Source organism: Longimicrobium sp. (genome assembly GCF_048594345.1).
Lineage (GTDB): Bacteria > Gemmatimonadota > Gemmatimonadetes > Longimicrobiales > Longimicrobiaceae > Longimicrobium.
In genome coordinates this window covers 26,386-49,856 of record NZ_JBMDXM010000049.1, presented here as the reverse complement: position 1 = coordinate 49,856, position 23,471 = coordinate 26,386, and the positions used below count along the sequence as shown (strand labels likewise).

The following is a 23,471-nucleotide window of genomic DNA, read 5'->3' as shown; positions in this document are numbered from 1 at the left end:
CCCCGCCTGCCCGATATGTTCCTGATGATGGAGATGTGGGCACAAGCTAACGAGGAGGAACGTTTAACACGACGGGAGCCTCACCGCGCGAGGCTGCTGGGAATGCTTCCGGACCGCTTCGGCGCCTTGAAGGCCGTCGCGTACTCCTCGATGAAGCTCTCCCGCTACATATCCGAGTGCGAAATGTCAATGGATCTGCTGGTTGCCGAGGCGGTGCTGGAGTTCGGAGATAACCCGCGCGAGGCGGGCCGCAACGTCGATCTCGTCGGCGGCGGGGATCCGCTTTGGTGGAACAGTTGCGTAGCCAACCCACTAGCCCGTTGGCGAGTGCTCCACCATGTTCTCCTGCGGAGTGCGTGTAATTCGTATCCATTCCAGTACATACTTGATTATGAACAAACACAACTCTACCTTCTTATAGGAGCGTAACAAATGCGCCGTTCCTCATATTCAGCGCCAGGAGCGTCCCATGAAGAAGTTGACCTTGAACATTGAGCAGTTGCAGGTGGACTCGTACGAGCCGAGCACCAGGAATACCAGCGAGCGCGGCACGGTCCAGGCCAACGAATGCAGCACCTACACGAATACGACCCGGCCCAACGAGTTCAGCCGACTCGGGACTACCTGCATCGCCGCCTGCTAGGAGCGGGAGAGCGAGGAGGTCGGGATGAAAAGCGCGCAGCCGCCCCGTTATGACGCCTATGTGTGATCCGGTCATACGAGGCGGAGTAGCGGGACGGCTCGCGTTCATGCAGGTGCTCGTCACCGAATCCCGTTTCGTCCGCCGCCAGAAGCGGCTTCTCCACGCGGATGGACGAGCGCGTGGTGGGCGTGCCGCGCTGCTGCTGCAGGGCCACGGCGGACAGGATGCCGGATGTCGACGTCCACGTTCTTGAGGCTGTGCTCCCGCGCCCCCCGCACCCGCACGAACTCGGATCATCCGCCGCGTCCGGGGCCCTGCTGCTCTCGCCTCATTCATCCGCCCCACCCGCCCGATAATCATCCCTGAACTTGGGGTGGTTGATGAGCGTCGACGGACGGTAGTGCGACCGAGCAGCGAGCTCCCGCGCAGCCCTTCTACGCGAAGCGACGACTATCCAGCCGACTGCCCGGCTGCCTTGTGGTCCATCTCGTCGGTGTCGAATTCGGCGGGTTCAATGTCCAGCAGCGTCAGTTCGCCTGCGTGATTGAAGATGAAGTTCAGCCCGGTGCTGCCGATCACCGTCCAGGCGGCGTGGCCATCTCGTCGCTTCTGCGCGTGAGGGGCCCCAGTACAGCCTCCAGAACGCCGACGGATGTGGTGCTCGTGACCTCCAGCAACGTTCCGCGCTCGTTCTGCAGCGCAATCCGGCAGGGAAAAAATTCGGGGAACTCGTCCGCCTCCCCACCAGCGCCCGCCTGGAACACGCAGGTGAAGACGAGTACCTCGGACTTTGCTCCCAGCGCAACCGCCCAGCCCCCGTGGCGCATAGGCAAAGAGCCGCGTTTGGACCGGTCTAGGGTTGCTTGGCTTTCCGAGCACGCTCAGCGCGTCGAACGGGCGTCAAAGGCAATCCCATTCATCTCGCCGCGCAACGTCGAAACGAAGCGGAGTTGTGCCGCTGGCCGGCCAGTTGTGCGTGGGATCTTTGCGGGAGAAGAAGTTGAGCAGGGCCATTCCTAGTGCAGTTCCACACGACAAAGTATGCGAAGTAAACAACGAGGTGTTATCTTGGAGGGATGAACTCCAAGAAGCCACCGCCGTTGTTTGTACGCGAGCCATCTTCTGAGGAACGCGCCGGCCTTGAAGCGGCTCTCCGCTCGGCGGATGCATTTCCGGTTCGCCGGGCCCAGGTGCTACTGGGCAGCGCGCGCAAGGAGCGCGTGTCGAAGATTGCGCGCTCCGTGGGCTGCTCCATGCAGATGGTGCGGAACGTGATCCACGACTTCAACGCACGTGGGGTGGAGAGCCTTGTGCGAGAGTCAACGCGTCCGAAGACCAGCCAGCCGGTTCTGGACGAGGTGCGCCGGGAGCAGTTGCAGCACCTGATGCACCAGAGCCCGCGCGCCTTCGGGAAGCCGAAGAGCCTGTGGACGCTGGACCTGGCAGCCGAGGTCTGCTTTGAGCAGGGGATCACGCCCGAACGGATGAGCGACGAAACCATTCGGCGTGCGCTGAAGCGGCTGGGCACGTCGTGGAAGCGTGCGAAACGGTGGATCACGAGTCCGGATCCGCAGTACCTGCGTAAAAAAAACGCCGGGACTACCTGATCGAGCTGGCGGGGCGCAACCCCGACTGGGTGCTGGGCTTCGAAGACGAGGTGTGGTGGAGCCGGTTGGCCCAGCCCAACGTGTCTGCCTGGGCCACCGAAGGCACCCACCTGCACTTGGAGGAGCAGCAGGAAGCAAAGGGCGAGAAGACAGAGCCCAAGGCATTGGCTTGCTACGGCTTGCTGCGCTACGACACCGGGGGCATGCTGTTGCGCTTCGTGGAGGAGCGGCCTGTCAGCAATGTGACCACGCAGTTTCTTGGCTGGAGTTGCGAGGTACTGGAGGCCGAAGGCAAACGCGTGCTGGTGGTAGTCTGGGATAACGCCGCGTGGCACGTAAGCCGGGAGGTGCGCACCTGGATCAAGGAGCACAACCGCGCAGTCAAGCAGGCAGGTGCGGGAGTACGCATCCTGGTCTGCCGGCTACCGACAAAGAGCCCGTGGCTGAATGCGATTGAGCCCAAATGGGTGCACGGCAAGAAGCAGGTGGTGGAGCCCATGCGAAAGCTGAGCGCCACCGAACTGAAGCAGCGGGTTTGCAGCTACTATGGGTGCGACCTGCTGGACCCGCTTGCAAAGCAGGTCGCGTGAGATTGCACTAGATCGGATACCGTGGTTGTAGAGTCGCCCGTAAGCGGGCTCATCTGGTGAACAAGCCGCCGCGCGTATGGCGCCGCCGACTCGGGTAGTACCGCGTACAGCGCACCGAACGCGAGCGACGACTTGCCCGACCCCGACACGCCCGTGAACACCACCAGCGCGTCACGCGGGATGTCGAAATCCACGTTCTTGAGGTTGTGCTCCCGCGCCCCGCACCCGCACGAACTCGTGCTGCCGCGGATGATCCGCCGCGTCCGGGGCCCTCCACCCTTCCCTGCTCCGCAACCCCGCCCGCCCGTGATGTTTCCCGGCAGTTGAGATCATCCTTTCGTTGCGGTCACTCCAGCCGCCACGTCGAGCGCCACCGCCAGCGTGGTGCCTGCAGCAAACGGATGGAGAGCAGGTGCCCGATCTCGCCACGGTGCTGCGGATTTTGCAAACCCTGCACACCAGCGCCTCAAATCCGTTACTGCGAACGGGTGACGACGGATTGCGGGTCGGACGGCGGCGGGATACGTATCCTCTTGCGGACGATGCGGATGGACGTCGGGCGCGGGAGGCGCACCCCGCCGCCGCGCCGTCCGCGCGAGGCGGAGTGGCGCGTCCGCCCCGGGAGGGTCACGCGGGGATGCGCGGCATGCAGATGAACCCGGCACCTGACAGGAGAATGGACGCGGCACACGGTTCCGGCAACACGGACGGAGAGATGGTCGCCCTGGTGCGCGCGCACGACTGGGCGGCCACGCCGCTGGGGCCCGCGGAGCAGTGGCCGCAAAGCCTGCGCGCGGTGGTGCGGCTGCTGCTCACCTCGCGGTTCGCCATGTGGATGGGGTGGGGGCCGGACCTCACCTTCCTCTACAACGACGCCTACCGCCGCATGACACTGGGGGCCAAGCACCCCTGGGCACTGGGCCGTCCGGCCGGCGTGGTGTGGGCCGAGATCTGGGACGACATCCTGCCCCGCGTTCAGGCGGTGATGCGTTCGGGCGAGGCCACCTGGGACGAGGGGCTGCTGCTGTTCCTGGAGCGCAGCGGCTACCGCGAGGAAACGTCCCACACCTTTTCCTACAGCCCCCTGCACGACGACGCCGCCGCAGTGGCGGGGCTGTACTGCGTGTTGACGGAGGACACGGACCGCGTGATCGCCGAGCGCCGCCTGCGCGTGCTGCGCGAGGTGGCGGCGGCGATTGCGGGCACGCGCACCCAGGCGGACATGTTCGCCGCGATGGGCGAGGTGCTGGGCGCCGGCACCCCCGACCTCCCGTTTCTGCTGGTCTACCTCCCCGAGGCGGATGAGGGGCAGGCCCGGCTCGCCTTTCACGCCGGGGTGGATGCGGGCGATCCCGCCGCGCCCCCGCTGGTGCCGCTGGCGGACGGGGGCGGTCCCTGGCCGCTGGCGGCCGCGCTCGCCGGGGAGCAGGCCGTGCGGGTGGACCTGGCGCAAGCCGGGATCCCCGCGCCCCTGGGCGGCCCGTGGGACGTGCCGCCGTCGCACGCCCTGGTGCTTCCCCTGGCGCGGCCCGGGCAGCCCCGTCCCGCGGGCGTGCTGGTGGCGGGGCTGAACCCCTTTCGGCTGCTGGACGAGCCCTACCAGGGCTTCGTCGACCTGCTGGCGGGCCAGGTGGCCGCGGGGCTGGCCACCGCGCACGCGTATGAGGAAGAGCGGCGGCGCGCCGCGGCCCTGGCCGAGCTGGACCGCGCCAAAACGGTGTTCTTCAGCAACGTGTCGCACGAGTTCCGCACGCCGCTCACCCTCATGCTGGGCCCGGTGGAGGACGCCCTGACGGAGCCGGTGGACGACGAGCAGCGCGAGCGGCTGGAGATCATCCACCGCAACGCACGGCGGCTGCTGCGCCTGGTGAACTCGCTGCTGGACTTCAGCCGCATGGAGGCCGGGCGCGTGCATGCCTCGTTCGAGCCGGTGGACCTGTCCGCGCTCACTACCGAGCTGGCCAGCATGGTCCGCTCGGCCACCGACCGCGCGGGGCTGCGGCTGACGGTGGACGCGCCGCCGCTGGCCGAGCCGGTGTACGTGGACCGGGAGATGTGGGAAAAGGTGGTGCTCAACCTCCTGTCCAACGCCTTCAAGTACACCTTCCGCGGCGAGATCGCCGTCACCGTGCGGGCCCTGCCGAGAGGCCGGGTGGAGTTGCGGGTACGCGACACGGGAACGGGGATCCCCGCCGCGGAGCTCCCCCACCTGTTCCAGCGCTTTCACCGGGTGGAGGGTGCCCAGGGCCGCACGCAGGAGGGCTCCGGCATCGGCCTGGCCCTGGTACACGAGCTGGTGAAGCTGCACGGCGGCGAGGTGTCCGTCACCAGCGTGCCGGGCGAAGGCAGCACCTTCGTGGTGGTGCTTCCGACCGGGGCCGACCACCTGCCCGCGGAGCACCTGGCCTCCGGCGCCCCCGCTCGCGGGGGCGGGGCCGCGGCGGCGTTCGTGGACGAGGCGCTCCGCTGGCTGCCGGCCGGTGCGCCGTCGTCCGCCGCCGGCATGGCCGGCGAAGACACGGAGTGGGAGGACGACGACGAGACCGCGGATCGTCCCCTGGTGCTGCTGGCCGACGACAACGCCGACATGCGCGACTACGTGGGACGGCTGCTGCGCGCCCGTTACCGGCTGCGCACCGCCCCCGACGGCGCCGCCGCCCTGGCCGCCGCGCGCGAGCAGGTGCCCGACCTGGTGCTGTCGGACGTGATGATGCCGGTGCTGGACGGATTTGGCCTGCTGCGCGCGCTGCGGGAGGACCCGGCCACGCGCGAGGTGCCCGTGATTCTGCTTTCCGCGCGCGCGGGCGAAGAGTCGCGCGTGGAGGGGCTGCAGGCGGGGGCCGACGGCTACATGGTCAAGCCGTTCTCCGCCCGCGAGCTGGTGGCGCAGGTGGGGTCGCAGCTGGAGCTGGCGCGCGTGCGGCGCGCTGCCGCCGAGGTGCAGCGTGCCGCGGCCGAGGAGAACGAGCGCCTGTACGAGGAAACGCTGCACGCCAAGGAGCTGCTGCAGGAACAGGCCGCCGAGCTGGAGATGCAGGCGGAGGAGCTGCAGACGCAGGCCACCCACCTGGAAGAGGTGCAGGTGGAGCTGGAGGTGGCCAACGACGAGCTGAGCCGCGCCAACGAGGGGCTGCGCGAGAGCGAGGAGCGCTTCCGCAACATGGCCGACAACGCGCCGGTGATGATGTGGGTGACGGACCCGGCCGCGGTGTGCACCTACCTGAACCGGCGCTGGTACCAGTTCACGGGCCAGACGCCGGAGACGGGTTTGGGCTTCGGCTGGCTGGACGCCACGCACCCGGACGACCGCCAGCGTGCGCACGACATCTTTATCGACGCCAACCAGCGGCACGCGGGGTTTCGCCTGGAGTACCGGCTGCGCCGCCACGACGGCGCGTACCGCTGGGCCATCGACGCGGCGGTCCCCCGCGTGGGCCCCGCCGGCGAGTTCATGGGCTACATCGGCTCCGTGATCGACATCACCGACCGCAAGCTGGTGGAGGAAGAGCGCGAGATGCTGCTGGAAGAGTCGGAGCGCGCCCGCGCCCTGGCCGACGACGCCAACCGCGCCAAGAGCGAGTTCCTGGCCAGCATGAGCCATGAGCTGCGCACGCCTCTGAACGCCATCGCGGGGTACCTGGACCTGCTCAGCCTGGGCATCCACGGCCCCGTGACCGACGCCCAGGTAGACGCCATGGGGCGCATCAAGCGCAACCAGGAAGTGCTGCTGTCGCTCATCAACGACGTGCTCAACTTCGCCAAGCTGGAGGCGGGGCGGCTCACGATCGAGATGGAGGCCGTGGAGGTGGGCCCGCTGCTGGAGGCGCTGGAGCCGCTGATCGCGCCGCAGCTCAACGCCCGCTCTCTGCAGTTCCGCTGCGTGGCGTGCGCGCCCGGGCTGCGGGTGACGGGTGACTACGAGCGCATCCAGCAGATCCTGATCAACCTGCTCACCAACGCCATCAAGTTCACGCCGCACGGCGGGCACATCGAGATCGGCGCGCACGACGGGGACGGCGTGGTGCGCATCGTGGTAGCGGACACGGGGCGCGGGATCCCCACCGAAAAGCTGGAGGCGGTCTTTGATCCGTTCGTGCAGGTGGACCGCCGCGGCACCCTGGCCGAGGTCAGCCAGCAGGGCGTGGGGCTGGGGCTGGCGATCAGCCGCGAGCTGGCGCGGGCCATGGGCGGCGAGCTGACCGCGGAAAGCACCGTGGGCGCGGGCTCCACCTTCACCCTCACCCTGGCCGGCGTGCGGGACTGAGCGCCCGACCGCGATCCGCGCGGCTCCGCGGGAGACGGGCGATCTGCCCGACAACGCGGTGAGCGACGCGTATCATACCATCTGCCGGATTTCGATGTGCAGTGAGGGGAAAGATTTTCACGCGGAGGTGCGGAGAAAACCGAAGAGGCGCGGAGGGAAAGCCAAAACCTCATCAGTTCCTCCGCGCCTCCGCGTGATGCTTTTCCGTCGTTCCTCTGATTGCACAACGAACTGCGAGAAAGGGGTATCACTCGTTCGGGCGATCATCGTACGGGGTTTGATGTGTCCGCCATCCGGCGACGATCCGGCCCGGTCGGGCGCGCGGGCGGCCGGTTGGGCGAACGACGCTTGAGCAGCGCGCAGGGACACGGCACCGTTGGCGCACGTAGCTGTTCCGATCCCCGCAACCGTTGCGAGCGATGATATCTCTCCGCCGTCTCCTGATCCTCCCCCTCCTCCTCACGTCAGCCGTGGCGTCCCCCTCGCACGCGCAGGGGCGGCCCGACGTTGCCGGCAACTGGCTGGTGCGCGTGGCGGGCCCGCAGCCGTTCACGTTGGTGCTTTCGGTGGATGAGCACGGTGGCGTGCTGACGCCGCGCGCCATGTCCCGGTACCAGACGATTTTCCCCAGCTCCGCCGCGCGGACGGATTCGGGGTTGGTGGTGGCGGCGGCGGCGTGGGAACGCGAGCACGCGCTGGACGTGGCCGTGCGCGGCGATTCCCTGCGAGGCAGCTGGAGCACCGCCGGCCAGGCGCCCGCCCCCGCTTCCGGCGTGCGCCTGCCGCGCGAAACGCTGGCGCCGTTGACCGGGACGGCGGTGTTCGACAGTGTTGTGGGGGTGCTGGAGCGGCACTTCTACGATCCCGGCTACAACGGCGCGGACTGGGCCCGGCTGGTGGCCGAGGCGCGCCCCCGCGTCGCCGCCGCCCGCTCCGACGGCGAGGCGTACGCCGTCATCAGTGGGCTGCTTCGGGCGATCGGCACCTCGCACCTGTACTTTACCGCCGTCCCACGCATCTCTCGGCCGCCCTCCACGAGCACGCAGACCCCCACCGCGCCGGCCGCTTCCACCCCGTCCGTGAGCTGGCAGGTCCTGTCGCCGTCGCTGGGATACCTGCGCATCGCGAGCTTTGAACCGTCGGGCGAGTCGCTGCCGCCCGAGGTGGCGCGGATGGACAGCGCGTTCGCGGAGATGGCGGAGCTGCCGGCGATCGTGATCGACCTGCGCGGCAACGAGGGCGGCTCGGTGGACCTGGCCTACCGCCTGGGGCAGCACCTGCAGCGCGAGCCCGTGGCCGCCGGCTACTTCGTCATCCGCCACGGCTACGACGCGCGGGGAATGCGGGCCGCGGCCGCGCTGGATACCGTGATGGTGCCGGCGCTGCCCACCGACGGGTCGGTGACCGGCGCCATGCTGGGGCAGGCGGTGTACGCCGCCGGAGGCGCGGCCATGCTGTACATCGGCGGCGGACTCGCGCGGCCGTACACGGGGCGCATCGCCGTGCTGACGGACGAGAACACGGGGAGCGCCGCGGAGGCGGTGGCCGCCATGCTCCAGGAAGCGCGCGGCGCCGTGGTCGTCGGCGCGCGCACCGCGGGGGCCATGCTCTCCTCCGCCGACGTGATGGTGGCCCCCGGGTGGCGGCTTCGGTATCCCGCAATGGATTATCGCACCGGCGCCGGCCGCCGCTTGGAAGGCGACGGCGTGGCGCCCGACGTCCCCGCGCCGCCCGCCGACCGCGCGGCATTGCTCCGCGCGGCCGCCCAGGCCCTGCGCGTACCCCCTCCCTGATCCGCATGACCGATGCACCGACCGCCGGCTCCGGCCGGCGCCGCTGGATCCTGTACGCCGCGGCCTGGCTTCCCATGCTGGCGGCGTACTTCGGCGCCATCATGGCCGGCGGCGGCTCCGCACTGGAGAGCTTTCTGCTGGCGCTGCACAACGTCGTTCCCGCCGCGCTGGCGGGGATCGGCGTGGTGCTGGCGTGCGCGCGAATCCCGTGGGGCAGCCGCGGCCCGGTCGCGTTCCTGGGTATCCACGCCGCCCTCGCCATCGTCTACGCCCTGGCGTGGGCCGGCGGGATGATCGCCACGCGGACGATCGTGGAATCGCTGTGGACGGGCCGCACGCGGGTGTTCACGCTCACCTTCGACGAGCTGCGCTGGCAGATGGGTGCGGGCGTGCTGCTGTACCTGACCATCGCGGCGATGCGGTACGTGACGGAGGTCGGCGGGCGCCTGCGCGAGCAGGAGGCGCGCGCCGCGCGGGCCGAGGCTCTGCGGGCGCGCGCGGAGATGCAGGCGCTGCGCGCGCAGATCAACCCGCACTTCCTGTTCAACACGCTACACTCGCTGCTGGAGCTGGTGAGCGCGGGCGACGGGCGGGCGGAGGAGGCGATCGAACGCTTTGGCGCGCTGCTGCACCGCACCATCGACGTGCGCCGCAGCGCCGCCGACGACGTGCCGCTGGACGAGGAGATCCAGCTGGTGCGCGACTACCTGTGGATCGAGCAGCTGCGCCTGGGCACGCGCCTGCGCGCCGAAATCGAGGTGGATGACGATGCCCTGCCCTGCACCATCCCCTCCTTCGTGCTGCAGCCGCTGGTGGAGAACGCCGTGAAGCACGCGGCGGCCACCCGCGTGGCGCCCACGTCCATCCGCGTCCGCGCGGCGCGGGAGGGCGGCCGGCTGCTGCTGTCGGTGGAGGATGACGGACCGGGCGCCGTCCTGGAACAGGTGGAGCGGGCGGAGGGCGCCGGGCTGCGGCTGGTGCTCGGGCGGATGGAGGCGCGCTACGGGGGGGATGGGCAGGTGCGGATCACCACGGCGCCGGGCGCGGGGTTCCGCGTGGACCTCGCCCTCCCCTCCGGCGCGCCCGCGTCGATGATGGCGGCACGGCGATGAGCGGGATGATTATGCGGACGGTGGTGGCGGAGGATGAGCCGCTGGCCCGGCAGCGGCTGCGGCGCTTTATCGAGCGCGACCCGCGCCTGGAGCTCGTTGGCGAGGCGGAGAGCGGGATGGCGGCGGTGGAGCTGATCGACACGCTGGCGCCCGACCTGGTGTTTCTGGACGTGCAGATGCCGGAGTGCACCGGGCTGGAGGTGCTGGAGCGGGCGGCGCACCGGCCCGCGCCGGTGTTCACGACGGCGTTCGCGGAGTATGCCCTGCGCGCCTTCGAGGTAGAGGCGTACGACTACCTGGTAAAGCCGTTTGGATGGACGCGCTTTCAGGCGGCGGTGGACCGCGTTGCGCGCCGCCTGGCTGCCCCGCCCGCGCCAGTGCCGGTTTCGACGCCGGCCTCCGCGCCGGAGCCGTACCTGGAGCGGCTGTTCGTGCGCCGGGGCGGCGAGATGGTGCCCGTGAGCATGCGCGACGTGCACCGCATCGACGGCGCGGGCGACTACGTGACGCTGTGCACTGGCGCCGGCCAGGTGCTGGCCGACATCAGCCTGAACGAGCTGGAGCGCCGGCTGGACCCGGCGTGCTTCCTCCGTATCCACCGGGCGCACATCGTGAACCTGGACCACGTTTCCGCCATCCGCCCGTACGACGAGCGCCGCCTGTCCGTCCGCTTCGCCGACGGCTCCGAGGTGGTGGCCAGCCGCGCCGGCTCGCAGTCGCTACGCGAGATGGTGCGCTGACCGGCCAATCCCCTCGCCTGAAGGTCGTCCAGCTTCTGTGCCGGCAGAGGGTGTTGCTAACCCCCTATCGTAGCAATGGCTTCCTTGAGCGTGTGTTTACGAATCTACCAAGAGCTTGATTTCCTGAGGGAGGCGCCGCTCCGAACCTGCTGTACAGAGACACTTGGCGCCGACCGAAGGATCTCGCTGGCAGCGCGCGGGGGCTGGATCTGTGCCGTGGAGCAAGCCCCGCGATCGCCGAGACGAGATCCTTCAGTCGCGCACAAGCGGTTGAGCAACTCCACTTCCGGAGGCGCGCTCCCTCAGGAAATCAATCCTGGGGTTATCCGAAAATCAGATCGTAAACACACTCTGATATTAGCAGAGGACGGCGGACTACAGGAAACAGAGGTCAGGGTACAGAGGAACGGGGAACAGCCAGAGGAACAGTGAAGTGAATGCGGATCACCTCTGTTCCTCTGGCTGTTCTCTGGCCCTCTGTACCTTCCAGTGTTGTTTGTCCGGATTCAGGATTGGTCCCGCGTCACGAACACCGGCTGCACCCACGCGGCTCCCCCGCCCGAATCCAGGACCCGGGCGCGAACGTACGCTTCCTCGCCGGTGAGGGTGAACACGGCTGGATTGGCGTCGGACCGGGCCAGCACCCTGCCCCCGCTTCCGATGAACTCCGTTCGATATCGGAAGTCTCCGCGCTGCCGGATGTGCACCCGCAGCGTGGAGGGCGTAACCACCACGTCCTCCAGTTCCACGCCGGTGCTCGCGTAGAACTGCCCCGCCTCCAGGTTTCGCAGGATCTCGCCCGCGTCGAGCCGCCGTGCGCGGACCGCGATCCAGCCCCGGCCCGGGTTGGACCGCTCCGGCGCAAACTCGCCCTGAAAGTGGTGCGCGTCGTCCACGGCAATTCCGTAGATGCGCTTGCCGCGCGTGAGCAGGCTGTCCCACATGGCCTCCAGGCCGGGAACGTCGCCGCCGCCCTGGTTGTGCACGTGCGGGTGGCCGTTGAAGATCTCCAGCAGCTTGTCGTCGCGTACCTGCGCCAGGACGCGGTGGTCGAACGCCCAGTGAAAGTTGGGATGATTGATGTGCGGCACGCCGCGCACCTCGCGCACCGCGTCCACGTTCGCCTGGATGGTGCCCACGAGCGTGGAGTCCTGCCGCGGCGCGATTACGTGCGGGATGTTGAGGCCGTTTACGTGCACCGGCCGCCGCTGAAACGAGGTCGTCAGCTCCTCGCCGGGGATCAGCAGAAAGGTGGAATCAGCCAGGTGCGCCAGCTGCGCCGGATCGGTAAAGACGTTGTGGTCGGAGAGCACCAGGAACGCGTAGCCATGCGCCCTGTACCAGCGCGCCACCTGCTCCGGGGGCGTGTCGCCGTCGCTGTTGAGCGTGTGGGTGTGGGTGTTCCCCTTGAACCACCGGCCCCCGCTCACCTCGGGAACTTCGAACCGGAACGTCTGGCCGGCGTGCATCGGCCCGCTCTCCACCGCCGGGGCCCGGGTGGCGGGCGCACCGGAACCGGCCTGCACGGACGGGCGTGGTGCGCACGCGGCGAACAGCAGAAGCGCGAGAATCCGGATCATGGCGTCGCGATGAGTGGATGCGGAGGGTGGGGTCGGCGGCCGGGTACCGCGCAATCGATCATCGGGCACACCGCCACAAGAGTGCCGTGTCTCGGGTCGTGCTCAGGTTTCGCGCAACGGGCTGGCACCGACCGAAGGACCTTGTCTATCCGACCGAGGGACTGGAACGGCTCCCGGGGGCTGGGCCTCGCGCGACCCGACAAAGATCCTTCGGTCGCGCGCAAGCTTTTGTGGTTATGAAGGTTGCAGGCGTGCGCTCCCTCAGGATGACAGTGGGCCTCAGGAGCAGGTGAGGTTTGGCACCACCCTCTCCTCAGGAAGTCGATGCTCGGGTATGCGGTGTCGCCAGACCCAATCCGAAGCGTCGGCTTCTTGAGGCTCACGATGACAACAGGCCCCGGAGAGCGGTGCGGATGCGCGGACGATTCCGCGCATCCATTCGTCTCGTGCGCGGTCAGGAAGCGGCGGGCTTTCTGGGCGGCGGGGCCAGGCCCACGAAGATGACGACGCCGTCGCCGCCGGGGTCGCCGCCCTCGGGATCGAAGTCGCTGGCGAAGCCGGGCTTCCAGTTGTTCACCACCCACACGTTCCCCGCCGCGTCGATCTGGCAGCTGGTGGCGCGCATGAAAGGGGTGTAGCAGACCTTGCCGTCGGTGTACACCAGATCGCCGTTGGGAAAGGTCACCGGCATGCCGCCGGAGCGCAGCGTGTAGCCGGTGGGCGGCGAGAGCGGCGTGCCGGTATCCACCCCCTCCGGCTTTGCGTCGCGGTTGGTGCCCTTGAGCCGGGAGAGCGCGCCGGAGAACTCCTGCGTCACCCCCATCTGCCCAAAGTTGGCCACCCAGACGTTGTCCTCCCCATCCACCGCCAGCCCCCACGGCCCGTCGATCCCGCCGCCCTCGTAAGCTCCGCGAATGGCTCCATCGAAGCCCACGTGGTAGACCGTGTTGTCGCCGCTGGACGCCACCCACGCCTCGTTGCGCGAGTCGACCGCGATCACCTTGGTGGCGCGGCCCACGGGCTGCGGCGGCAGCGTCAGCTCCAGCGTGTCGGCGTCGCGCAGGCGAAAGCGGGTCACGGTGCCCTGGTTGGCCGTCGGCCAGCCCAGCCCGCCGCCGTTGGTGACCCACACGTTGTCGTTGCCGTCGATCGCCACGCCGAACGGGTAGCTGCCGCTGTCGCCCCACAACGCGTTGTCGGGGTCGCCGCCCACGTAGACCACCACGCGGCCGTTTTCATAGCTCGCCATCCAGACGTTGCCGTGCCGGTCCGCCACCGTGGCCTGCACGCGGTGCTCGGGTCCGTGCCAGCCGTCCTCGGGCGAGACGGGCCTGCCGTCCAGAAGGAACTCCGAAACGCTGCCGTGGTGCGGGTTCTCCTTGTCGACCCCCCAGCCAAAGTTGCCCACCCACACGTGGTCGTCGGGGGCGATGGTGATCCCCCACCCCGGCCCCTTGATGCCGCCGCCGTACACGGGCGACACCGGCCGTCCGTTCATCCCGCCGCGCGCGGGCCTGCCGTCGGGCCGCAGGACGACGATGAAGTTCCCCGAGTTGGGCGTGCCCTGGGTGACGTTGTTGGCGATCCAGGCGTACCCGTCCTTGTCGAACGCGATGTTGGCCGGGCCGCCGAACGGGACCTGCTCATCCCCCGTGTCGTTGAACTTGACGGCCAGCGTCCAGGCATCGGGCGCGCTCTCCAGCGCCGGGCCAAAGTACTGCACCGCCCTGCGCGACAGGTTGAACAGTCCGGCGACGTTGTGGGCCGGATGATGGGCGATGTTCTGCATCGCCTGAAAGATGTTCGCCGGGGCCGCGCGGCCGGGGACGGTGGTGAGCTTGAAGAACTCCTCCTCGAAAGCGCCGCCGTAGCGCACGCATTGAAAGAGCAGGTTGCCCAGCGAACCCAGGGTCTGCAGCCCGATGGTCTGGTTGGCGTTCGGGGGCGTGAGCAGCACCGGCGACTGCATGCCGATCCCCGGCGCGACCAGGTTGTCGTTCATCCCCGCCGCGATGCGCAGCCCGAACGCGTTGCCGGCGATGCGCGTGCCGTCGCTGAACTGCGCCATGCTGTACGCCGCCGCCACCGTCGACAGCTCGTTGAGGGTGGTGCGCCCCGCGATCCGCGGCCCCACCACGGCCACCAGCAGCACCGTGGGTCGATACTGGGCGGTGGCGTAGTAGATGGTGTCGGCCTCGGGATCGGCGACGGAGATGGTGAAGGCGCCGTCCGCGTCCGTCACCGCCTGGCCGATGGTGACGGGGACGTCCGCCGTGGCCCGGTAGAGCGTCACCGGCACGTTTGGCAGCGGCGTAAAGCCGGCGGCGCCCGACTGCACGGTTCCCACGAGGATGCTGTTTTCCATGTGCACGAATCCGGAAAGGGAGAGAAAGGGAGGTCATGAACCGCGGCCTGCCCGTCCATGATTGCGCCTCCCCCGCCGAATGGGCAACGCTGGTCTGAGGAATGGCGGAGTTGGCGTCAATTCTATTGGCCGCGTGCCCTGCGAACGCCACCGGCCCGCGTCATCCATCCGTCGGGTCCTGCCGCTCTGCCCCACCCCGCTGCTTCCCCGGTTTTCTGGTGATGGAGATGATGAGGACGGGGTGACGATCCTCCGCGCCCGTTCTCCGTGTCCACGATGCCTCGCCGCCCAACCCGGAGGCGTGACCCTATTGGGGAGAGGGCCTGGGACGCTCAGTCAGCGAGTGGTAATCAGGATAAAATCAACTGACGATTCGGCTTGGTGCACGACCATTCTGCGTACTGAGAACTGCTTCCCCCCCCGAGACGTGATCGGTGTCTCAAATTCTGCGGCTGAGGCGCTGACGGGGCGTTCCTCTGGCGCCAGCCGTGGTCTGAGCCATATGATTCCGCCGAAAGCTGTCGCGGCAAACTGGTCGCTCGACCCTGCTCGGCATCACCAGAAGTACGTCTCTTCTCTCAAGTACTGATCGGCTCGCATCCCCATGTCAGATATAGCCGTTTTCGCAGCATCGAAGCTGACTCTTCAGCAACTCGAGGCACACCTGTGGGGTGCCGCCGACATTCTGCGTGGCAGCATCGATTCCGGCGACTACAAGCACTACATCTTTGGGCTGCTCTTCTTCAAGCGCCTCTCCGACGTATGGGAGGAGGAGTACGAGGAGCGCATCGCCCAGTATGGCGACGAGGAGCTCGCGGCGGACCCCGACGAGCACCGCTTCCACATTCCGGCGGGTGCATTCTGGAAGGACATCCGGAAGCACTCCACCAACATTGGCGAGCACCTGAACAGCGCCTTCCACGCGATCGAAGACGCGAACCTGCGGCTGAAGGGTGTCTTTCAGGACGTGGACTTCAACAACAAGGAGCGGTTTCCCGACGACGCCCTGGAACGCCTGCTCCAGCACTTCGAGAAGTACCGGCTGCGCAACGCGGACGTCGAGGCCGACATGCTCGGCAACGCGTACGAGTACCTGATCGCGGAGTTTGCCGACGACGCGGGAAAGAAGGGGGGCGAGTTCTACACGCCCAAGATGGTGGTGCGGCTGATCGTGGAATGCCTACGCCCGCAGGAGGGGATGAGCGTCTACGACCCTGCCTGCGGCTCGGGCGGCATGCTGCTGGAGGCCGTGCACTACATGGAGCGGAACGGAAAGAACCCCAAGTCGCTGCACCTGTTCGGACAAGAGCGCAACCTGAACACCTGGGCCATCGCCCAGATGAACCTGTTTCTGCACGACCTGGGTGACTTCGACGTACGCCGCGGTGACACCCTGCGCGACCCTAAACACGTGCTCCCTGGCGGCAAAGGACTGATGACCTTTGACCGGGTGCTCGCAAACCCGCCGTTCTCGCTCAAAGACTGGGGACATGAGGTATGGAGCAAGGGTGACAAGTGGGCTCGTGACGCATACGGCTCGCCTCCAAAGAGCTACGGCGATTTGGCATTCGTGCAGCACATGCTCGGTAGTCTGAAGGCCGACGGGATGCTCGGAGTAGTACTGCCGCACGGTGTGCTCTTCCGCGGCGGCACTGAGGGAACGATCCGCGAGGGGCTGCTCAAGGACGATTTAGTCGAGGCTGTGATTGGACTCGGTTCGAATCTTTTCTACGGCACCGGCATTCCCGCTTGCATTCTTATCCTCCACCGCAACAAGCCGGCGGACCGGAAAGGAAGGGTGCTCTTCGTCCATGGGGCGGACGAAATGGTGCCAGGAAAAAACCAGCATACACTTTCTCAAACCAACGTAGACCGGCTCGCGGGCGTGTTCCACGCTTTTGTTGACGAGGAGCGATTCAGCCGTGTTGCCACATTAGAGGAAATCGCCGGGAATGACTACAACTTGAACATCACCCGCTATGTGCAAGCGGGAGATGATGAAGAGTGGATCGATGTGCCGACAGAGGTCGCGCGTCTGGTGGAACTGCGTACCCAAAGGGATGCTGCCGAAACCCGAATGATTGGTTTCCTGCGAGAGCTCGGGTATGCAGAGTAGCCTCGAGCCAGCGCCTGGTACGCCCCAGATCTGCATTTGGAACCAGCCTGCCCCTGATGGATGGCGGATTGTCCGGATGTCAGACGTTTTCACGCGTATCACTCGCAAGATCCAGACACACGACCTCCCCATCCTGACGATCTCATCCAAGATCGGCTTCATGAAGCAAGAGGATCGTTATAACCGCTTTATGGCTGGGGAGAGTCTCCTGCGCTACACCGAGCTACACCGAGGTGAGTTCGCGTACAACAAAGGTAACTCAAAAACGTACCCATACGGATGCGTATACCCACTCGACGAGTATGAGAGAGCAGCGGTACCGCATGTGTATTACTGCTTTCGGAGCCACATTGAGATCGATCCGGTTTTTTTCACGCAATATTTTGCTGGTGGTGGCCTGAACGGCCAACTCGCACGGATCAACAACGCGGGTGTGCGGGGGAACGGTCTCCTCAATATCGGAGCTGATGATTTCTTCCAAATGGAAGTGCCGCTCCCACCTCTAGCCGACCAGCGAAGAATCGCATCGATTTTAGGAAGTGTGGACGAGACGATCCGAGCAGCCAAAACCGTCGTTGACCAATCGCGTCAAGCTAAGCGCGGGCTGATGCAGTTACTACTTTCAGGAGGCTTGAGGAAGTCCCCTTTGAAGAGGACTGCCATAGGTTACATTCCTGAATATTGGACGACTGCGCGCCTCGGAGACACGTGTGATTTGTTCAACGGAAAGGCGAGCGGGACAGGAGGTACCCGACTGCGCGTCTTCAAGACAAAGCACGTGTACGATGGACCACTTCTCATGCACCAGCCTGAGTATGTTCCAGATGACCGAGCCGGACATATTCCGCTGCGCGCCCACCTCCAGGATGGAGACGTCCTGACGCCGAACATGGCCCATGGCACCATCGGGCGGGTCGCTTTTGTCGAGAAGGCAGAGTCTGATTGGACAGTAGACGGACAGGTCACGGTAATCAGGTCTCGTGACGCACAACGCCTTCTCCCTCGCTTCTTATTCGATTACCTGTCGTCGTCTGTCGGCCGGAAGCAGATCCTAGAGCGTGAGATCGGGAGTGTCTTCGGTGAGCTTCGCGGACAAACGCACCTCTATCCAAAAGATTTGGCCTCAATCCTGATCCCCGTTCCTCCTGTGGATGAACAGGTTGAGATAGCTAATCAACTGCAAGCGCTCGATTGCTATTCCGCTGAGGAAGAACGTGTGATGCAGCAGTCACGCGTGCTCAAAAACGGGCTATTGCAAGACCTCCTCACCGGCCGCGTTCGCGTCCCCACCATCTGAGGCTGCAATGAGCGAGTACAAACTCGCGGAGAAGCCCACGCTCGACACTCTCCAAGCGCTCGGCTACACGTACCTGCCGCCGAGCGCCCATGCCGCGCACCGGGACGGGGAGAACCACGTCCTCCTCCGCGCCGAGTTCGTACAGGCCGTGCAGCGGATCAACGGCGTTTCCGAGGATGTGGCGCGGCAGGTATACTCCGAAGTGGTGGGCAAGAGCGACAACGAGGAGTGGCTTTCGCTGCTGCGCGGCAATTACAGCAAAACGGTGCCGGGCGAGGCAAAGAAGAAAACCATCCGCCTGATCGACTTCCGCACCCTCGGCAACAACACCTACACCGTCACCAACCAGCTGAAAGTCAGGGCGGAAAAGACCCGTATTGCCGATGTGGTGGTATACGTAAACGGCATTCCGCTGGTGGTGATCGAGGCCAAGAGCCCGCTCGCACCCGGTGACAAGACGGGACAGGCCTTTGACCAGATCAAGCAATACGAGCAGCAGGTTCCCCGATTGTTCTATTCCAACGCGTTCAACGTGGTCACCAACGGCGTCACCACGCTGTACGGCGCGACGGGAGCCTCGTCGGAGCACTGGTCGGAGTGGAAGGATCCGTGGCCGCGGAAAGCCGCGGAGTTTCCCAGCGCGCTGGACGCAGCGCTGTACGCCCTGCTAAACCCTGAGCGCCTGCTCGACATCATCGCGCATTTTACGGTGTTCGAGCGGCGCAATGAAAAGGTGATCAAAAAGGTCTGCCGGTATCAGCAGTTCCGCGCCGTCAACAAGATCATCCAGCGCGTCGTGGCCGAGGAGCACCGCCGCGGGCTGATCTGGCACACGCAGGGAAGCGGAAAGAGCCTCACCATGGTCTTTGCCGCGCTCAAGCTCAAGACGCACCGCACCCTGGAGTCGCCCGCGCTGGCCAGCCCCAACCTGCTGGTGCTCACCGATCGCATTGACCTGGACGACCAGATCGCCCGCACGTTCGAGGCGTGCGGGCTGCCCAACCCCGTGCAGGTGAAGGACGGCGACGATCTGCAGGCCCGCATCCACAGCGGGTCCGCAGGTCAGACCATGCTCTCCACCATCTTCAAGTTCCAGGGCTCAAAAACGCCGGTACCCGACAGCGCCAACTGGATTCTGCTGGTGGACGAGTGCCACCGCACCCAGGAAAAGGACCTGGGAACGTACCTGCGGGCCACCTTTCCGCAGGCGCGGTTCTTCGGCTTCACCGGCACCCCCATCAAGAAGAACGACAAGGACACGTATCAGAACTTTGGCGCGCCGGGCGAGGGATACTTGGACCGCTACTCCATCGACGACGCGGTTCGCGATGGAGCCACCGTGCCCATCTTCTACACGGCGCGCAAAACGGAGTGGGCCGTCGACACCACCAAGATCGACATCCTCTTCGATCAGTGGTTTTCCGACGAGCCCGAAGACGTGCAGGCCGCCATCAAGAAGCGCGGCGTGAGCGTGGCGGACTTAGCGCGGCACCCGCGGCGCATCGACCTGATCGCCACCGACATCTGGGCGCACTTTCGCGCGCATGCCCAGCCCGACGGCCTCAAGGCCCAGATCGTGGCCATTGACCGCGAGGCGCTGATCCTCTACAAGCGCGCTCTGGACCGCGCCATCGCAAAGACACTGATGGCGAAAGGGATGGATCCCGACGAGGCCCGCGCGCACGCGGCTGGCATGAGCGCGTGCGTCTACAGCAAGGGCCAGGAGGATGAAAAGCCGAGCGAGGATCCCTACACGGAATCCATCCGGGCTGACCTGCGCCGCCTGTACCTGGACCGGGACGCGGAAAAGACCGTGAAGGACCGCTTCATCTCGGCCACGGACCCGCTGTCGTTCCTCATCGTCTGCAACAAGCTGCTGACGGGCTTCGACGCGCCCGTGGAAGCGGTGATGTACCTGGACAGCCCGCTGACGGACCACAGCCTGCTGCAGGCCATCGCCCGCACCAACCGGGTGTACGCCGGGAAGCAGAACGGGCTGATCGTGGATTACATCGGCATCTCGCGCAAGCTGGACGATGCGCTTGCCAGCTACCGTGCCGACGACGTGCAGAACGCCATGCGCGACGCCAATGCCCTGCTGTCAGAGCTTCGCACCGCGCATGCCGGCGTGATGGCGCTCACCAGGGGGATCAAGCGAAACACCCAGAACCTGAAAGCCGAGTACGACGCGCTGATCCAAGTGCTGGGAACGGAAGAGCACTGGTTTACCTTCCGCCGCAAAGCCAGGGAGTTCGTGGCTGCGTACACGGCGCTTACTCCAGATCCCGAGACGCTCCAGTTCCAGACCGACCTCAAGTGGGTGGTGGGTTTCATCCACTACGCCGCCGTGGTGTTCGACAAGGACGAGGGTCCCAGTCTGGGCGACTACAGCGCGAAAATCCGCGAAATGCTGCGCGACGAGCTGGAGGTGACCGGCATTCGCACCCTCACCAAGCTGCGCAACCTTACGGACCCGAAGTTCTGGGAAGACTTCCAGCCCGGAAACGCGGCTGGGGACCTCAAGATGGCCGCCATCCGCAAGAGCGCGGAGCTAAAGAAGATCACCACCGACAAGGCAGCCGAGAACCCCGCGCAGTACGGACCGTTCTCGGCGCGTGTACTGGAGGCGATCCACAAGTTCGAGCAGCAGCAGATCGACGCGCTGGAACTGCTCCGCACCATGGAGGAGGTAGCGCACGACCTGCAGGCCGAAGAAAGCGCGCACCACGCCACGGGGCTGTCGGCGCGTGCGTACGGCATCTACAAGATCCTGCTCGCCGGCTTCCCCACCCCTGAGCCGGGCGCGGCCGCGCCGCACGGGGCCTCCAACGGTGCCGGCCAAAGGGGCGCGCATGCATCGCCGGCACCGGACCCCGCACAGCAGGTCGCGGTGGAGATAGACCAGGTGTATGCATCGGACCAGAGCGCCCCGCCGGGATGGCACCTCAAGGAACAGCTTCGAAAGGAGTTGCGCCAGCAGGTCAAGCGCGTTCTGATTCCCGCCGGGTTCAGCTGGAAGGAGATCCCGGGGCAGGTGGAAGAGTACGCGTTGAAGACCTACCTGAAGGGATAGAGATGCAGGTTCTGGAGGTGGGAAGCCGGCGGATTCCGTACGTTGTCCGGCGCTCCGCGCGGGCGCGCCGGCAGCGCATCGTGGTTACGCCCGGGCAGGTGGAGGTCATTGCGCCCGAGTCGCACACGGATGAAGAGATCGCCAGCTTCGTGCACCGCCGCAGGCGCTGGGTACACGACGAAACCGAGCGGATGGCCGAGCGAACGCGTCCGGACCCCGCGGCCCCCACACGGTTCGTCACCGGGGCAAAGGTGCTTTATCGGGGCCGCCGACTTCGCCTTACCGTCCAGCTTGCCGACGGCGACGCGGTGCGGGTCACCCACCACGGTGGAATCGTGGTCGAGGTTCCGCGCGCGCTGACAGACCAGGCGCGGAACGACGCGGCGGAGAAGGGCATCGTGGCCTGGCTTCGTGCACGCGTGCGTGAAGACGTGGAGCAGATGGTCCGGCGCCATGCGCCACGCATCGGCGTGTCGCCGGGTCCGGTGAGGATCAAGGCACAGAAACACCTGTGGGGAAGCTGCGGCCGCGACGGGAGCATCAACATCAACTGGCAGCTCGTTTTCGCTCCCAGAGCCGTGCTCGAGTATGCGGTGGTCCACGAACTCTGCCACCTTAAAGAGCGCAGCCACGGGCCGGATTTCTGGACTCTGCTCGGGCGAGTAATGCCCGATTTCGGCGCAAGGAAGCACTGGCTGGAAGGCAACGAGTGGAGTTGCCGCTGGGCACCCGCTCACTGACACGTACCCAGCCGGCCCCGATTGCCGGGCGCCGATGCGATCTCGAATAGCACCACCGTCCTCTCCTCTACCTCTTCCCTCCCCTGGTGCGCCTGCCGTGCAGATCCGGCGCGCGCTGGTCGCGCGTCCGCGACCAGCGCCAACGAAACGGCTCTGATCCCTGATGAGGACACGTGTTTGTGGAGGCCGAGCCCCAAACCGGGACACGGCCTCCCCACCCGTCCGTGTCCACAAATTTCTGACAATTTCGCAAAACTCGTTTGGGGACACGCGGTTGTAGCAGATTTGCAAAACAACTTGTTGTTGGCGCCATTTATGCTGCGCCCTTCCAGCGACCGGCAGGGCTCCACCGCCCCGCACAGACGAACCTCGCAGCACGCGCCGTGCACGCGCGGCGTCCGATCCATGCTCCAGCTGAACCTTGCACCGAACGCCGCCGCGGACAGCGCGCCGGCGGCAACGGTTGTCCTTGAAAACGGCGCGCCCCCTCCCGTGCGCGCCATCGTGGCCGCATCGGTGCGGCTTTATCGCGACGGGCTGGCGCACAGCCTGGGCGCGGCCATGCACGTGGTCGCGCAGACCGGCGATGCCCCGGCCACCCTGGCCGCGGCGGGGCGCCTGTGTCCGGACGTGGTCCTGCTGGACGTGGCCCTGGATGGCGCGCTGGCGCTGGTGCGCTCCATCTACGAGACCGTCCCCACCACGCGCATGGTGGCGTTTGCCGTGGACGACCGGGCCGAGCACCAGGTGCTGGCGTACGCGGAGGCCGGCGTAGCGGGGTGGATCGGGCGCGACGCCACGGCGGCGGAGGTGGTGGACTCGGTGCTGCGCGCGGCGCGGGGCGAGCTGCTGTGCTCCGCGCGCACGGCCGCGCTCCTTACGCGGCGCCTGGCCGCCCTGGCGCGCGAGCGTCCGCCCTCCGCCCCCTCGCCCGGCACGCCGCTCACCCCGCGCGAGGCGGAGATCGGCGAGCTGCTTAGCCAGGGGCTGAGCAACAAGCACATCGCGCGGGCACTGGGGCTGCGGCTGGCCACCGTAAAGAACCACGTGCACAACATCCTGGAAAAGCTGGAGGTGCGCAGCCGCGGCGAAGCGGGTGCGCGCCTTAGAAGCTCCGTCTCCATCGGCGCCTGATCCCCCGCCCCGCCTCGCAACAACAACGGAGGAAGGGGTACAGAGGAACAGACAAAAGCCAGAGGAACAGAGGAAATTGACTCCTCTGTTCCTCTGGCTTTCTCTGTTCCTCTGTACCCCATCCTCTTTTCCGGAGCCTGAATACGCTTCAGAGCCTGAGGATTCATGGGGAGATGAACCCTTTGATCCATCCACCGAAGCATGAGCATTTCTCAGGCTCCAGAAGGATTTGGGAGAAGCGCAATCGTCCCGAGGATCCATTCATCCACCTCTGGATCCACCTCGTCAAGACGCGCGGAGATCGGGGACCGGGGGGGACCGCGCGGTGGATCGTATCGCCCATTCACCCCGACGCGGCGCGGCCCCACTGTTCGCGCCGGTCCCGCGGAGCCCTGACGCCCACCCGTGTACCGGACG

General features: G+C 66.6%; 16 protein-coding genes and 1 pseudogene. 13 read left to right on the top strand and 4 right to left on the bottom strand.

The features are described 5' to 3' along the window. The first annotated feature begins 15 nt into the window (after positions 1-15). Both ACOJUJ_RS05700 and ACOJUJ_RS05695 read left to right on the top strand, forming a co-directional pair. Positions 16-429 (top strand): hypothetical protein, encoded by a 414-nt coding sequence (locus ACOJUJ_RS05700; protein WP_420125887.1) that lies wholly within the window; start codon positions 16-18, stop codon positions 427-429. Positions 430-469: 40 nt separating this feature from the next. Then, a complete protein-coding gene (locus ACOJUJ_RS05695) occupies positions 470-643 on the top strand; it encodes a hypothetical protein (protein WP_420125886.1) in 174 nt (57 codons plus the stop codon). 450 nt (positions 644-1,093) lie between these two features. Here the strand turns inward: ACOJUJ_RS05695 and ACOJUJ_RS05690 are convergent, their stop codons facing one another. Further along, positions 1,094-1,222: a hypothetical protein gene (locus ACOJUJ_RS05690; protein ID WP_420125885.1), complete on the bottom strand. Its 129-nt coding sequence runs from the start codon at positions 1,220-1,222 to the stop codon at positions 1,094-1,096. A 497-nt stretch (positions 1,223-1,719) separates the two neighbouring features. Here ACOJUJ_RS05690 and ACOJUJ_RS05685 point away from each other — a divergent pair, with 497 nt between their 5' ends. Together ACOJUJ_RS05685 and ACOJUJ_RS05680 are read left to right on the top strand one after the other, a co-directional pair. Next, a complete protein-coding gene (locus tag ACOJUJ_RS05685) occupies positions 1,720-2,250 on the top strand; it encodes a helix-turn-helix domain-containing protein (RefSeq protein WP_420125884.1) in 531 nt (176 codons plus the stop codon). Between the two features lie 29 nt (positions 2,251-2,279). Beyond that, positions 2,280-2,840 carry a transposase gene (locus tag ACOJUJ_RS05680; RefSeq protein ID WP_420125883.1) on the top strand — a complete coding sequence of 187 codons (561 nt, stop codon included), beginning with the start codon at positions 2,280-2,282 and terminating at the stop codon, positions 2,838-2,840. 29 nt (positions 2,841-2,869) lie between these two features. On the opposite strand, the pseudogene ACOJUJ_RS05675 reads toward ACOJUJ_RS05680, so the two are convergent. Then, a pseudogene (locus tag ACOJUJ_RS05675) lies at positions 2,870-3,094 on the bottom strand (hypothetical protein); the annotation flags it as partial. A 422-nt stretch (positions 3,095-3,516) separates the two neighbouring features. Between ACOJUJ_RS05675 and ACOJUJ_RS05670 the strand changes: the two are divergent. From ACOJUJ_RS05670 to ACOJUJ_RS05655, 4 genes are all read left to right on the top strand, one after another. Continuing rightward, positions 3,517-7,104, top strand: coding sequence for an ATP-binding protein (locus ACOJUJ_RS05670; protein ID WP_420125882.1), 3,588 nt, complete (start codon positions 3,517-3,519; stop codon positions 7,102-7,104). 470 nt (positions 7,105-7,574) lie between these two features. Beyond that, the gene (locus tag ACOJUJ_RS05665; protein ID WP_420125881.1) at positions 7,575-8,897 is read left to right on the top strand and encodes a S41 family peptidase; all 1,323 of its coding nucleotides are present in this window, start codon (positions 7,575-7,577) and stop codon (positions 8,895-8,897) included. A gap of 5 nt (positions 8,898-8,902) precedes the next feature. After that, complete coding sequence (locus ACOJUJ_RS05660; RefSeq protein ID WP_420125880.1) at positions 8,903-10,009, top strand: sensor histidine kinase; 1,107 nt, start codon at positions 8,903-8,905, stop codon at positions 10,007-10,009. Continuing rightward, complete coding sequence (locus ACOJUJ_RS05655; protein WP_420125879.1) at positions 10,006-10,749, top strand: LytR/AlgR family response regulator transcription factor; 744 nt, start codon at positions 10,006-10,008, stop codon at positions 10,747-10,749. Before ACOJUJ_RS05660 ends, ACOJUJ_RS05655 begins: the two co-directional genes overlap by 4 nt. 506 nt (positions 10,750-11,255) lie before the next feature. Here ACOJUJ_RS05655 and ACOJUJ_RS05650 read toward each other — a convergent pair. Both ACOJUJ_RS05650 and ACOJUJ_RS05645 read right to left on the bottom strand, forming a co-directional pair. Beyond that, the gene (locus ACOJUJ_RS05650; RefSeq protein WP_420125878.1) at positions 11,256-12,329 is read right to left on the bottom strand and encodes a CehA/McbA family metallohydrolase; all 1,074 of its coding nucleotides are present in this window, start codon (positions 12,327-12,329) and stop codon (positions 11,256-11,258) included. Between the two features lie 454 nt (positions 12,330-12,783). Beyond that, positions 12,784-14,694: a hypothetical protein gene (locus ACOJUJ_RS05645; protein ID WP_420125877.1), complete on the bottom strand. Its 1,911-nt coding sequence runs from the start codon at positions 14,692-14,694 to the stop codon at positions 12,784-12,786. A gap of 604 nt (positions 14,695-15,298) precedes the next feature. Here ACOJUJ_RS05645 and ACOJUJ_RS05640 point away from each other — a divergent pair. The 5 genes from ACOJUJ_RS05640 (at position 15,299) to ACOJUJ_RS05620 (ending at position 23,054) form a co-directional block, all read left to right on the top strand. Then, on the top strand, positions 15,299-16,810 hold the full coding sequence (locus ACOJUJ_RS05640) for a type I restriction-modification system subunit M (RefSeq protein ID WP_420125876.1): 1,512 nt from the start codon (positions 15,299-15,301) through the stop codon (positions 16,808-16,810). Next, the gene (locus tag ACOJUJ_RS05635; RefSeq protein WP_420125875.1) at positions 16,800-18,107 is read left to right on the top strand and encodes a restriction endonuclease subunit S; all 1,308 of its coding nucleotides are present in this window, start codon (positions 16,800-16,802) and stop codon (positions 18,105-18,107) included. The genes ACOJUJ_RS05640 and ACOJUJ_RS05635 overlap by 11 nt, the downstream gene beginning before the upstream one ends. Before the next feature lie 7 nt (positions 18,108-18,114). After that, a complete protein-coding gene (locus tag ACOJUJ_RS05630) occupies positions 18,115-21,180 on the top strand; it encodes a type I restriction endonuclease subunit R (protein ID WP_420125874.1) in 3,066 nt (1,021 codons plus the stop codon). A 2-nt stretch (positions 21,181-21,182) separates the two neighbouring features. Continuing rightward, positions 21,183-21,920: a M48 family metallopeptidase gene (locus tag ACOJUJ_RS05625; protein WP_420125873.1), complete on the top strand. Its 738-nt coding sequence runs from the start codon at positions 21,183-21,185 to the stop codon at positions 21,918-21,920. A gap of 405 nt (positions 21,921-22,325) precedes the next feature. Beyond that, positions 22,326-23,054: a LuxR C-terminal-related transcriptional regulator gene (locus ACOJUJ_RS05620; protein WP_420125872.1), complete on the top strand. Its 729-nt coding sequence runs from the start codon at positions 22,326-22,328 to the stop codon at positions 23,052-23,054. Positions 23,055-23,471: the final 417 nt, after the last annotated feature.